7 protein-coding genes and 3 rRNA genes are annotated in these 12,860 nt (G+C 63.9%); 9 read left to right on the forward strand and 1 reads right to left on the reverse strand.

Going from position 1 to position 12,860, the window contains the following annotated elements:
* Positions 1-56: 56 nt before the first annotated feature.
* Positions 57-869, forward strand: coding sequence for a pyrroline-5-carboxylate reductase (gene proC / locus AC2XR2_RS25550; RefSeq protein WP_330265201.1), 813 nt, complete (start codon positions 57-59; stop codon positions 867-869).
* A gap of 63 nt (positions 870-932) precedes the next feature.
* On the opposite strand, the gene trpS is transcribed toward proC, so the two are convergent.
* On the reverse strand, positions 933-1,961 hold the full coding sequence (gene trpS, locus AC2XR2_RS25555; RefSeq protein WP_491516401.1) for a tryptophan--tRNA ligase: 1,029 nt from the start codon (positions 1,959-1,961) through the stop codon (positions 933-935).
* Between the two features lie 838 nt (positions 1,962-2,799).
* Here trpS and AC2XR2_RS25560 point away from each other — a divergent pair.
* The 8 genes from AC2XR2_RS25560 to AC2XR2_RS25595 all read left to right on the forward strand — a co-directional run bounded on the left by AC2XR2_RS25560 (position 2,800) and on the right by AC2XR2_RS25595 (position 12,810).
* Positions 2,800-4,325, forward strand: a 16S ribosomal RNA gene (locus AC2XR2_RS25560).
* Between the two features lie 309 nt (positions 4,326-4,634).
* A 23S ribosomal RNA gene (locus tag AC2XR2_RS25565) occupies positions 4,635-7,757 on the forward strand.
* A gap of 70 nt (positions 7,758-7,827) precedes the next feature.
* Positions 7,828-7,944: ribosomal RNA gene (gene rrf / locus AC2XR2_RS25570) — 5S ribosomal RNA — on the forward strand.
* The 16S, 23S and 5S rRNA genes sit together here, the layout of an rRNA operon.
* A 72-nt stretch (positions 7,945-8,016) precedes the next feature.
* Positions 8,017-8,661, forward strand: a complete 645-nt coding sequence (locus tag AC2XR2_RS25575; RefSeq protein ID WP_491516402.1) for an HAD family hydrolase — start codon at positions 8,017-8,019, stop codon at positions 8,659-8,661.
* Positions 8,662-8,730: 69 nt separating this feature from the next.
* The gene (locus AC2XR2_RS25580; RefSeq protein WP_449352478.1) at positions 8,731-9,414 is read left to right on the forward strand and encodes a VC0807 family protein; all 684 of its coding nucleotides are present in this window, start codon (positions 8,731-8,733) and stop codon (positions 9,412-9,414) included.
* Positions 9,415-9,480: 66 nt separating this feature from the next.
* Positions 9,481-10,701, forward strand: coding sequence for an MFS transporter (locus AC2XR2_RS25585; protein WP_381308960.1), 1,221 nt, complete (start codon positions 9,481-9,483; stop codon positions 10,699-10,701).
* Positions 10,652-11,824, forward strand: a complete 1,173-nt coding sequence (locus tag AC2XR2_RS25590; RefSeq protein WP_491516403.1) for an acetoin utilization protein AcuC — start codon at positions 10,652-10,654, stop codon at positions 11,822-11,824. Before AC2XR2_RS25585 ends, AC2XR2_RS25590 begins: the two co-directional genes overlap by 50 nt.
* 170 nt (positions 11,825-11,994) lie before the next feature.
* Entirely contained in the window at positions 11,995-12,810 is an 816-nt protein-coding gene (locus AC2XR2_RS25595) for a phosphatase (RefSeq protein WP_491516404.1), read from the forward strand.
* Positions 12,811-12,860: the final 50 nt, after the last annotated feature.

Below are 12,860 nucleotides of genomic sequence, written 5' to 3' on the forward strand. Positions count from 1 at the left end.
TCCCGCCCACCGGACAGCCACCCTGTCCCTCTCGACCCGGTGCCAGACTGAACCGCATGAGCCAGAAAGTCGCAGTCCTCGGCACCGGCAAGATCGGCGAAGCCCTGCTCAGCGGAATGATCCGCGCCGGCTGGGCCCCGGCCGACCTCCTGGTCACCGCCCGCCGCCAGGAGCGGGCCGAAGAACTCCGCACCCGCTACGGAGTCACCCCGGTCACCAACCCGGAAGCCGCCAAGACCGCCGACACCCTGATCCTCACGGTCAAACCACAGGACATGGGCACCCTCCTCGACGAACTCGCCCCGCACGTCCCCGCCGACCGCCTGATCATCAGCGGCGCCGCCGGTATCCCCACCTCCTTCTTCGAGGAGCGCCTCGCCAACGGCACCCCGGTCGTCCGCGTCATGACCAACACCCCCGCCCTGGTCGACGAGGCCATGTCCGTCATCTCCGCCGGCACCCACGCCACCGCCGACCACCTCGCCCACACCGAGGAGATCTTCGGCGCCGTCGGCAAGACGCTCCGCGTCCCCGAGTCCCAGCAGGACGCCTGCACCGCCCTTTCCGGCTCCGGACCGGCGTACTTCTTCTACCTGGTCGAAGCCATGACGGACGCCGGCATCCTGCTCGGCCTGCCCCGCGACAAGGCCCACGACCTGATCGTCCAGTCCGCCATCGGCGCCGCGACGATGCTCCGCGACAGCGGCGAACACCCGGTGAAGCTCCGCGAGAACGTCACCTCCCCCGCGGGCACCACCATCAACGCCATCCGCGAACTCGAGAACCACGGCGTCCGAGCCGCCCTCATCGCCGCCCTCGAAGCCGCCCGCGACCGCAGCCGTCAGCTGGCCTCCGGCAACAACAGCTGACCGACCCCCTCACAGCCGCCCCTCCTGCACGGGGGCGGCACGCGGACACCGCCGACCGCCCGGCTACCGGGCCGCCACGCTCACCGAGATATCACTCGCCGCCGGCAGCAGCCCGATCGCGCGATAAGCGGAATCCACGGTCGGCCGCGCCATCGCCCGCGCCTTCTCCGCACCATCCCGCAGCACCCCCTCCACATAGCCAGGATCCGCGCACAACTCCTTGTGCCTCTCCTGCACGGGCCTCAAGACCTCCACCACGGCCTCGGCGGTGTCCTTCTTCAAGGCGCCGTACGACTCATATACACCGCTCAGCTCCGATGGGTTCCCACCCGTGCAGGACGCGAGGATCTCCAGCAGATTCGCCAGCCCCGGCCGTGCCTCCCGGTCGTACACCACGTCCCGTCCGCTGTCGGTCACGGCCCGCATGACCTTCCTCCGCACGACATCCGGCTCGTCGAGCAGATAGACGATGCCGGGCCCGGAGTCGTCGGACTTCCCCATCTTCGACAGCGGCTCCTGAAGGTTCATGACCCGCGCGCCCACCTTCGGCACGGTGGCCCGAGGCACCACGAACGTGTAGCCGTACCGCTGGTTGAACCGCACCGCCAGATCCCGCGTCAGCTCCACATGCTGAGCCTGGTCGTCCCCGACCGGCACCTCGTCGGCCCCGTACGCCAGGATGTCCGCCGCCATCAGCACGGGATACGTCAGCAGCGACAGCCGCACACTCCCACCCCGAGCCCGCTCCCGGGCTGCCTTCTCCTTGTACTGGATCATCCGCCGCATCTCGCCGTCCGTGGCCACGCACTCCAGCACGTACGACAGCCGCGCGTGCTCGTCGACATGGCTCTGGACGAACACGGTGCACAGCTCGGGATCCAGCCCCGCCGCGAGCAACAGCGTCGCCGCCTGCCTACTCAGCCGACGCACCCGCGCCGGATCATGGTCGACGGTGAGGGCGTGCAGGTCGACGATGCAGAACAGCGACTCCGCCTGGTGCTGATCGACCGTGGCCCACTGCCGCATGGCTCCCAGGTAGTTCCCCAGCGTCAGATGCCCCGTCGGCTTGACCCCGCTGAACACCCGCGTCATCTCTCCACCTCCTGGTCGAGACCGCCGTCCCCGGCCGGCCGACCCTCAGGAGCTCTGGAGGGAGAAACGAGAACGGCCGCCGAGGCGGCGGCCGTTGAGTGCATACGTGCTTACGGCCGCCGTCAGGCGGCCCACCACTGCTGGGTGCACGTACGCGTCGTCATGGCAGCCAGAGTACGCCTCCGGGCCCGGTTCCGTACCTGAGTTGACACTCCCCAGCCCGGTACGTAGTGTTCTCCGAGTTGTCCGACGTGAGCGCCGACTCCGGTCGGTCCCCGGACAGCCATTCCGCAAGTACCAGCCAACAAACGACGACAGTCGCTCTGTCTGCCGTCGCTGTATTGGCGTGCGTATTCGCGAAATGAGGAATCCGCGTTCGAAAGGGCGCAGGCCCCCGATTAGCTCGGGAGCCGGGAATCCGCTAAAGTCTCACTCGTCGGAACGGCCCAACAGCCGGGAAGACAAGCCCCGCTGACCGGGGATCAGGCCCGAAAGGATCTGATAGAGTCGGAATCGCCGGAAAGGGAAACGCGGAAGCGGGAACCTGGAAAGCACCGAGGAAATCGGAACCGGAAACGGTCTGATAGAGTCGGAAACGCAAGACCGAAGGGAAAAGCCCGGAGGAAAGCCCGAGAGGGTGAGTACAAAGGAAGCGTCCGTTCCTTGAGAACTCAACAGCGTGCCAAAAATCAACGCCAGATATGTTGATACCCCGTCTCTCTCACTTGTGGGAGGGCGAGGTTCCTTTGAAAAAACACAGCGAGGACGCTGTGAGCGATCGCCTTATTCCGGCGGTCGCTCCGCTCTCGTGATGTGTGCACCCGATTACGGGTAAACATTCACGGAGAGTTTGATCCTGGCTCAGGACGAACGCTGGCGGCGTGCTTAACACATGCAAGTCGAACGATGAACCACTTCGGTGGGGATTAGTGGCGAACGGGTGAGTAACACGTGGGCAATCTGCCCTTCACTCTGGGACAAGCCCTGGAAACGGGGTCTAATACCGGATACCACTGCCCAAGGCATCTTGGGTGGTTGAAAGCTCCGGCGGTGAAGGATGAGCCCGCGGCCTATCAGCTTGTTGGTGAGGTAACGGCTCACCAAGGCGACGACGGGTAGCCGGCCTGAGAGGGCGACCGGCCACACTGGGACTGAGACACGGCCCAGACTCCTACGGGAGGCAGCAGTGGGGAATATTGCACAATGGGCGCAAGCCTGATGCAGCGACGCCGCGTGAGGGATGACGGCCTTCGGGTTGTAAACCTCTTTCAGCAGGGAAGAAGCGCAAGTGACGGTACCTGCAGAAGAAGCGCCGGCTAACTACGTGCCAGCAGCCGCGGTAATACGTAGGGCGCAAGCGTTGTCCGGAATTATTGGGCGTAAAGAGCTCGTAGGCGGCTTGTCACGTCGGGTGTGAAAGCCCGGGGCTTAACCCCGGGTCTGCATTCGATACGGGCAGGCTAGAGTGTGGTAGGGGAGATCGGAATTCCTGGTGTAGCGGTGAAATGCGCAGATATCAGGAGGAACACCGGTGGCGAAGGCGGATCTCTGGGCCATTACTGACGCTGAGGAGCGAAAGCGTGGGGAGCGAACAGGATTAGATACCCTGGTAGTCCACGCCGTAAACGGTGGGAACTAGGTGTTGGCGACATTCCACGTCGTCGGTGCCGCAGCTAACGCATTAAGTTCCCCGCCTGGGGAGTACGGCCGCAAGGCTAAAACTCAAAGGAATTGACGGGGGCCCGCACAAGCAGCGGAGCATGTGGCTTAATTCGACGCAACGCGAAGAACCTTACCAAGGCTTGACATACACCGGAAACGGCCAGAGATGGTCGCCCCCTTGTGGTCGGTGTACAGGTGGTGCATGGCTGTCGTCAGCTCGTGTCGTGAGATGTTGGGTTAAGTCCCGCAACGAGCGCAACCCTTGTCCTGTGTTGCCAGCGTGCCCTTCGGGGTGACGGGGACTCACAGGAGACCGCCGGGGTCAACTCGGAGGAAGGTGGGGACGACGTCAAGTCATCATGCCCCTTATGTCTTGGGCTGCACACGTGCTACAATGGCAGGTACAATGAGCTGCGATACCGCGAGGTGGAGCGAATCTCAAAAAGCCTGTCTCAGTTCGGATTGGGGTCTGCAACTCGACCCCATGAAGTCGGAGTTGCTAGTAATCGCAGATCAGCATTGCTGCGGTGAATACGTTCCCGGGCCTTGTACACACCGCCCGTCACGTCACGAAAGTCGGTAACACCCGAAGCCGGTGGCCCAACCCCTTGTGGGAGGGAGCTGTCGAAGGTGGGACTGGCGATTGGGACGAAGTCGTAACAAGGTAGCCGTACCGGAAGGTGCGGCTGGATCACCTCCTTTCTAAGGAGCACTTCTTACCGGGTTCGCTCGGTCAGAGGCCAGTACATCAGCGAATGTCTGATGCTGGTTGCTCATGGGTGGAACGTTGATTATTCGGCACTTTCAGTCATCTCGGGCTGCCAGTACTGCTCTTCGGAGCGTGGAACGCTGATCACGAGTGGCGAGGGTGTCGGGCACGTTGTTGGGTGTCTGAGGGCACGGCCGTTTGGTCTGTCTTCGGATGCCGGCCCCAGTGAACTCGCCTTGTAGGGCGGGGTGATGGGTGGCTGGTCGTTGTTTGAGAACTGCACAGTGGACGCGAGCATCTGTGGCCAAGTTTTTAAGGGCGCACGGTGGATGCCTTGGCACCAGGAACCGATGAAGGACGTGGGAGGCCACGATAGTCCCCGGGGAGTCGTCAACCAGGCTTTGATCCGGGGGTTTCCGAATGGGGAAACCCGGCAGTCGTCATGGGCTGTCACCCTTGCCTGAACACATAGGGCAAGTGGAGGGAACGCGGGGAAGTGAAACATCTCAGTACCCGCAGGAAGAGAAAACAACCGTGATTCCGGGAGTAGTGGCGAGCGAAACCGGATGAGGCCAAACCGTATGCGTGTGAGACCCGGCAGGGGTTGCGCATGCGGGGTTGTGGGATCTCTCTTCCACGGTCTGCCGGCCGTGGGACGAGTCAGAAACCGTTGATGTAGGCGAAGGACATGCGAAAGGTCCGGCGTAGAGGGTAAGACCCCCGTAGTCGAAACGTCAGCGGCTCGTTTGAGAGACACCCAAGTAGCACGGGGCCCGAGAAATCCCGTGTGAATCTGGCGGGACCACCCGCTAAGCCTAAATATTCCCTGGTGACCGATAGCGGATAGTACCGTGAGGGAATGGTGAAAAGTACCGCGGGAGCGGAGTGAAATAGTACCTGAAACCGTGTGCCTACAAGCCGTGGGAGCGTCGGACATCAAGCTTGCTTGGTGTCTCGTGACTGCGTGCCTTTTGAAGAATGAGCCTGCGAGTTTGCGGTGTGTTGCGAGGTTAACCCGGGTGGGGTAGCCGTAGCGAAAGCGAGTCCGAATAGGGCGTTTCAGTAGCACGCTCAAGACCCGAAGCGGAGTGATCTAGCCATGGGCAGGTTGAAGCGGAGGTAAGACTTCGTGGAGGACCGAACCCACCAGGGTTGAAAACCTGGGGGATGACCTGTGGTTAGGGGTGAAAGGCCAATCAAACTCCGTGATAGCTGGTTCTCCCCGAAATGCATTTAGGTGCAGCGTCGTGTGTTTCTTGCCGGAGGTAGAGCACTGGATAGGCGATGGGCCCTACCGGGTTACTGACCTTAGCCAAACTCCGAATGCCGGTAAGTGAGAGCGCGGCAGTGAGACTGTGGGGGATAAGCTCCATGGTCGAGAGGGAAACAGCCCAGAGCATCGACTAAGGCCCCTAAGCGTACGCTAAGTGGGAAAGGATGTGGAGTCGCAGAGACAACCAGGAGGTTGGCTTAGAAGCAGCCACCCTTGAAAGAGTGCGTAATAGCTCACTGGTCTAGTGATTCCGCGCCGACAATGTAGCGGGGCTCAAGCGTACCGCCGAAGTCGTGTCATTGCAGCAATACTCCCAACGGAGGCTGTGATGGGTAGGGGAGCGTCGTGTGCCGGGTGAAGCTGCGCCGGAAGGCAGTGGTGGACGGTTCACGAGTGAGAATGCAGGCATGAGTAGCGATACACACGTGGGAAACGTGTGCGCCGATTGACTAAGGGTTCCTGGGTCAAGCTGATCTGCCCAGGGTAAGTCGGGACCTAAGGCGAGGCCGACAGGCGTAGTCGATGGATAACCGGTTGATATTCCGGTACCCGCTGTGAAGCGTCAAACATCGAACCAGGCGATGCTAAGTCCGTGAAGCCGCCCCGGAGCCTTCGGGCAAAGGGGAGTGGTGGAGCCGACGAACCAGACTTGCAGTAGGTGAGTGATGGGGTGACGCAGGAAGGTAGTCCATCCCGGGCGGTGGTTGTCCCGGGGTAAGGGTGTAGGCCGTGCGATAGGCAAATCCGTCGCACATGAGGCTGAGACCTGATGCCGAGCCGATTGTGGTGAAGTGGATGATCCTATGCTGTCGAGAAAAGCCTCTAGCGAGTTTCATGGCGGCCCGTACCCTAAACCGACTCAGGTGGTCAGGTAGAGAATACCGAGGCGTTCGGGTGAACTATGGTTAAGGAACTCGGCAAAATGCCCCCGTAACTTCGGGAGAAGGGGGGCCACACCTGGTGATCCAATTTACTTGGTGAGCTGGGGGTGGCCGCAGAGACCAGCGAGAAGCGACTGTTTACTAAAAACACAGGTCCGTGCGAAGCCGTAAGGCGATGTATACGGACTGACGCCTGCCCGGTGCTGGAACGTTAAGGGGACCGGTTAGTCACATTTCGGTGTGGCGAAGCTGAGAACTTAAGCGCCAGTAAACGGCGGTGGTAACTATAACCATCCTAAGGTAGCGAAATTCCTTGTCGGGTAAGTTCCGACCTGCACGAATGGCGTAACGACTTCTCGACTGTCTCAACCATAGGCCCGGTGAAATTGCACTACGAGTAAAGATGCTCGTTTCGCGCAGCAGGACGGAAAGACCCCGGGACCTTTACTACAGTTTGATATTGGTGTTCGGTTCGGCTTGTGTAGGATAGCTGGGAGACTTTGAAGCGGCCACGCCAGTGGTTGTGGAGTCGTCGTTGAAATACCAGTCTGGTCGTGCTGGATGTCTAACCTGGGTCCGTGATCCGGATCAGGGACAGTGTCTGATGGGTAGTTTAACTGGGGCGGTTGCCTCCTAAAGGGTAACGGAGGCGCCCAAAGGTTCCCTCAGCCTGGTTGGTAATCAGGTGTTGAGTGTAAGTGCACAAGGGAGCTTGACTGTGAGACCGACGGGTCGAGCAGGGACGAAAGTCGGGACTAGTGATCCGGCGGTGGCTTGTGGAAGCGCCGTCGCTCAACGGATAAAAGGTACCCCGGGGATAACAGGCTGATCTTCCCCAAGAGTCCATATCGACGGGATGGTTTGGCACCTCGATGTCGGCTCGTCGCATCCTGGGGCTGGAGTCGGTCCCAAGGGTTGGGCTGTTCGCCCATTAAAGCGGTACGCGAGCTGGGTTTAGAACGTCGTGAGACAGTTCGGTCCCTATCCGCTGTGCGCGTAGGAATATTGAGAAGGGCTGTCCCTAGTACGAGAGGACCGGGACGGACGAACCTCTGGTGTGCCAGTTGTTCTGCCAAGGGCATGGCTGGTTGGCTACGTTCGGGAGGGATAACCGCTGAAAGCATCTAAGCGGGAAGCCTGCTTCGAGATGAGTATTCCCACCCCCTTTGAGGGGTTAAGGCTCCCAGTAGACGACTGGGTTGATAGGCCGGATCTGGAAGGCGGGTAACCGCTGGAGGTGACCGGTACTAATAGGCCGAGGGCTTGTCCATATTTGCTCGCGTCCACTGTGTTAGTTCTGAGGCAACGACCGTGTGTTTTCCGGTCTGAGTTTCATAGTGTTTCGGTGGTCATAGCGTGAGGGAAACGCCCGGTTACATTCCGAACCCGGAAGCTAAGCCTTACAGCGCCGATGGTACTGCAGGGGGGACCCTGTGGGAGAGTAGGACACCGCCGAACAAACTTTGCGAAAACCCCCGTTCCTTTTGGAACGGGGGTTTTCTGCGTTCGGGGTCGTTTAGGGTCGAAGACATGCGCTATGACCTCGTCATCTTCGACAACGACGGTGTCCTCGTCGACAGCGAGCCGATCTCCAATCGGCATCTCGCCGCCTATCTGACGGAGCTCGGGCATCCGACCTCCTACGAGGACTCCATCCGGGACTACATGGGCTCCGCCATGCACCGAATCCATGAGCTCGTCCTGGAGCGGAGTGGGCAGCGGCTGCCGGAGGACTTCGACGACGTCTTCCATGCGCGGGTCTTCGCCGCGTTCGAGCGGGAGTTGAAGGCCGTGGCCGGCGTCACCGGCGTACTGGAGAAGCTGGCCGCGGACGGGGTGCCGTACTGTGTCGCGTCCTCCGGGAGTCATGGGCGGATCCGGGTGGGGCATCGGGCGGCCGGCCTTGACCGGTGGTTCGAGGACGCGCGGATCTTCAGCTCGGAGGACGTGGGGCGGGGCAAGCCGGCGCCGGATCTGTTTCTGTACGCCGCCGAGCGGATGGGGGTCGAGCCCGGGCGGTGTGTGGTGGTCGAGGACAGTCCGCTGGGCGTCCAGGCGGCCAATGCGGCCCGGATGGACGTGTACGGGTTCACCGCGATGACGCCCGCCGCGAAGCTCGCCGGGGCCACTCAACTGTTCTCCGACATGGGGGAGTTGCTCGACCTGCTCGTCTGACATTTGTCATGCCGAGCTCCGGACGATCGTTTCTACTGGCGCCCCCTTCCCGGACGAGAAGCTGAGGGCATGACGACGAAGACGAACTCGAAGCGCGCGAACCTGGCTCCCCTCATCGTGGACGTGGCTGTGCCGATCGGGGCGTACTACCTCCTCAAGGACGGGCTCGGTATGAGCACGCTGATGGCGCTGGGCCTCAGCAGTGTCGTGCCCGCGGTGCGGACCGTCTGGAGCGTGGTGAGGGAGCGGACGGTCAACGGTCTCGCGGCACTCATCCTCGTCGTCAACGTGGTGGGGCTGCTGCTGAGCTTCGTCGCCGGGGATCCGCGGCTGATGCTCGCCAAGGACAGCGGGGTCAGCAGTGTCGTCGGGATCGGTGTCCTGGTCTCCGTGGCGATGGGGAAGCCGCTGATGACCGCCGGCATGAAGCCCTGGCTGGTGAAGGGGATCGCCGAGCGGGAGGCCGCCTGGGCACGGCTCATGGAGAAGTCGGCGGACTTCCGGCGGGCCGAGCGGCGGTTCTCCGTGGTGTGGGGAGTCGTACTGCTGGCGGAGTGCGTGGGGCGGGTCGTGGGGGCGTACACGCTGCCGGTGGACACGATGGTGTGGCTCGGGTCCGTCGTCATGGTCGTGTCGATGGTGGTGGCCTTCCTGGTCAGCGGCGCGCTGGGCGCCGGGCCGATGGCACGGATGCTGATCGCCGAGACCAAGTCCTGCGCCCCCTCGAAGCCCGAGGTCGCCCTCGCCCGGTAAAGCTGAGGGAAATTCACCTTTGGCTGGATCTACCCACGAGTACGTTGGGGCCCTACGCTCGCCGCCATGACAGATGTGCTGCGGCGCGGTAGGGCCTCTTTGGCGTTCAGCTTCTTCGCGCAAGGTGTCGCCTTCGCCCTGCTGGTGACGCGGATCCCCGCCATCCAGGACCGGTACGGGGTCTCCGACGCCCTGCTGCCCGCCTTCCTGGCCGCCGTGCCGATCCTCGCCGGGGTCGGGAGTGTCTCGACCGAGCAGCTGGTGAAGCGGATCCGGCCGAGCCGGCTGCTGCGGTTCGCCCAGCCCGTCGTGCTCCTGGCGCTGATCGGGGTCGGGGCCGGGGACTCGATGGCCGAGCTGGGGGTCTCGCTCGCCGCGTTCGGGCTCGCCGTCGGCATGCTCGACGCGTCCATGAACATGCTCGGGGTGAGCCTCCAGCGGGCGTACGGGCGCAGCATCATGTTGAGTTTCCACGCGGTGTTCAGCCTCGGCGGGATCGTGGGCGCCTCGCTGGCCTGGGTCGGGGCGCACTGGCATCTCGCGCTCTTCGTGTCCTATCTGCCGGTCGTGGTGGTGCTGTTGCCGCTGTGCCTGCTGGGGAGCCGCTGGTACGTCGACGGCGAGGGGGCGGCCGTAGCGGAGGAGGCCGGGAAGGCGGAGGGCGGGGACGGGATCGTCTTCAAGCTGCTGCTGCCGCTGTGTCTGGTGATGACCTTCGCCTATATCGGGGACTCCACGGTCTCCAACTGGAGTGCGAAGTACCTGCAGGACGTGCTCGGGAGCAGTGAGCAGCTGGCGACCGTGCCGTACAACGTCTACATGGTGACGACCCTGGTCGGGCGGGCCATCGGGGACTTCGGGGTACGGCGGTTCGGTGCGGTGGCGGTCGTACGGCTGGGGGCGCTGGTGGCGGCCGGGGGGTTCGCGGTGGTGGCCGTGGCGCCTGGGGCCTGGGTGGGGATGCTCGGGTTCACGCTGCTCGGGGTGGGGTTGTGCGTGCTGGTGCCGCAGACCTTCGCCGCGGCCGGGCGGCTGTTCCCGGGGGCGTCGGACGCGGCGGTGGCGCGGCTCAATGTCTTCAACTACGTGGGGTTCCTGGTCGGTTCGGCGTTGGTGGGGGCCTTGGGGGACGCGTGGAGCTATCGCGGGGCCATGCTGGTGCCGATGGTGTTGGTGCTGGTGACGCTGGTGTACGCCAAGTCGTTCGGGGCTCAACCGGACCGATACGGTGGCGGGCATGAGCGGCCGCGCACAGCTGATGTGGGACGAGGCAGTAACGGGCTATGACTTCGGCCCGGACCATCCGATGGATCCGGTCCGGCTCGATCTGACCCGGCGACTGGTGGACGCCTTCGGGCTGGACCGGGACGTGGAGGTCGTGGCCGCGAAGGCGGCCGGCGAGTCGACGTTGCGGCTCGTGCACCGGGAGGACTACGTCGAGGCCGTGAAGGCGGCCTCCGTGGATCCGGACGCGGCGGACCAGTCGTACGGGCTGGGGACGATGGACGACCCGGCGTTCGAGCGGATGCACGAGGTGTCCGCGCTGATCGCGGGGCAGTCGGTGGGGGCCGCGGAGGCGGTGTGGCGGGGGGACGCGCTGCACGCGGTGAACTTCGCGGGCGGGCTGCATCATGCGATGCCGGGTGGGGCGTCGGGGTTCTGCATCTACAACGATGCCTCGCTGGCGATCGCGCGGCTGCTGGAGCTGGGGGCCCAGCGGGTCGCCTATGTGGATGTGGACGTGCATCACGGGGACGGGGTGCAGGCGGCGTTCTGGGAGGATCCCCGGGTTCTGACGATCTCCTTGCACGAGCATCCCCGGACGTTGTTCCCGCAGACCGGTTGGCCGGAGGAGACCGGGGCGGACTCGGCCGAGGGCAGCGCGGTGAATGTGGCGTTGCCGGCGGGGACGGGGGATGCCGGGTGGTTGCGGGCGTTTCATGCCGTGGTGCCGGAGCTGATCGCTGATTTCCAGCCGGATGTGCTGGTGACTCAGCATGGCGCCGATACGCATTTCGAGGATCCGCTGGCTCATCTCGCGGTGTCGTTGGACGCGCAGCGGGCGGTGCAGGTCGCCTGTCATGAGCTGGCGCACTCGTATGCCGGGGGGCGGTGGATCGCGCTGGGGGGTGGGGGGTACGCCGTGGTGGACGTCGTGCCTCGGTCGTGGACGCATCTGGTGGCCATCGCGGCGGGGCGGGCGATTGAGCCCGAGGCGATGATTCCTGAGGGGTGGCGGCAGGAGGTGTTCGCTCGGACTCGGCAGTTGGCGCCGGCGCGGATGACTGATGGGCGGTGGCCGGTGTCGTACGCGGAGTGGGATGCGGGGTACGACCCTGCGGATCGGCTGGATCAGGCGGTGCTGGCGACCAGGCGGTCGGTGTTTCCGTTGCGGGGGTTGTTGGCGTAGCGCACTGCGGGGTGCCGGGTTCGGTTGTGGGGCGGGTGCGGGTCGGTGGGGGCTGGTCGCGCAGTTCCCCGCGCCCCTAAAAACAGGTGGGTGCGGTCCCGTTACTCCGACTGTGCGGTGATTCTCCGTTCCCACCCCATTCCCCGTCCCCGTCCGCCACCATCACTCCCGTGTTGAGCACCAGCGCCCTCCGCGCTCACCTGCTGGCCGCTCGGCTCGCCGGGACCGTGGCCACCTCTCGGGAGGAGAGTCTGCGGAGTTATCGGTTGTTCGCGGCTCGGGATCCTCGGGTGTTGATCGGGATTGATCCCGAGTGGGCGTGGAGTGAGCGGGATTTGATCGGGCTCATGGCGGACAAGTGCGGGGTTTCCGGTGATCCGAGGTGTACAACTGGCCTAGATGTGATCGATCCTGAACGAACCCTCGCCGCGCTGGACGCCTTCGCGGAGCGGCTCGCGGCAGTTGCCCAGCGCAGCGGCCCTGTGCTGATCGGGACCGGCCATCCGCACCGACTGCTCGGGTTCTACGCCGCTCTCGCGGACGCCCTCTCGGCGGCGGGATGTACCGTCCTCAGCCCTGCGCATGGTCGCCGTGTCGACATAACGACCCGGTTCGGTCTACGTACGTACAACCTTGACTACGTACGAGGAGTCGCGCTCGTGCGGGCGCCGGACGCGAAGAGCTCCGGTGGTGAGCCGGGCGCACACACGCATTCGCCGCTCCCGGTTCGTACCGCCCTCGCGGCCGCGGCGGAGAGCGGCGGGCCGCTTCCCGAGCTGGTGATCGGGGATCACGGATGGGTCTGCGGAGCAGGTCAGCTGGGGTTTGAGGCCATTGGGCTGGCGGATACGGATGACCCCGCGCTCTTCGTGGGGGAGGCCGAGGGGGCCGTGTCCGTCGTCGTTCCACTTGATGACGCCGTGCGGTCTGATTACTACCGGCCGCTGACCCGCTACGTACTCAATCGAGCGTGTCTGTCACAGTAGGCCGCCGATGGGTGCACCTCTTCCCCACTTGCATCACCCGCCCCTACATT

The organism is Streptomyces sp. LS-MS-L19 (assembly GCF_058382285.1).

Coding starts and splice junctions, on each gene's coding strand:
- AC2XR2_RS25585 (WP_381308960.1), top strand. CDS start 9,481: ATGACAGATGTGCTGCGGCGCGGTAGGGCCTCTTTGGCGTTCAGCTTC.
- AC2XR2_RS25575 (WP_491516402.1), top strand. CDS start 8,017: ATGCGCTATGACCTCGTCATCTTCGACAACGACGGTGTCCTCGTCGAC.
- trpS (WP_491516401.1), bottom strand. CDS start 1,961: ATGACGCGGGTGTTCAGCGGGGTCAAGCCGACGGGGCATCTGACGCTG.
- AC2XR2_RS25580 (WP_449352478.1), top strand. CDS start 8,731: ATGACGACGAAGACGAACTCGAAGCGCGCGAACCTGGCTCCCCTCATC.
- AC2XR2_RS25590 (WP_491516403.1), top strand. CDS start 10,652: ATGAGCGGCCGCGCACAGCTGATGTGGGACGAGGCAGTAACGGGCTAT.
- proC (WP_330265201.1), top strand. CDS start 57: ATGAGCCAGAAAGTCGCAGTCCTCGGCACCGGCAAGATCGGCGAAGCC.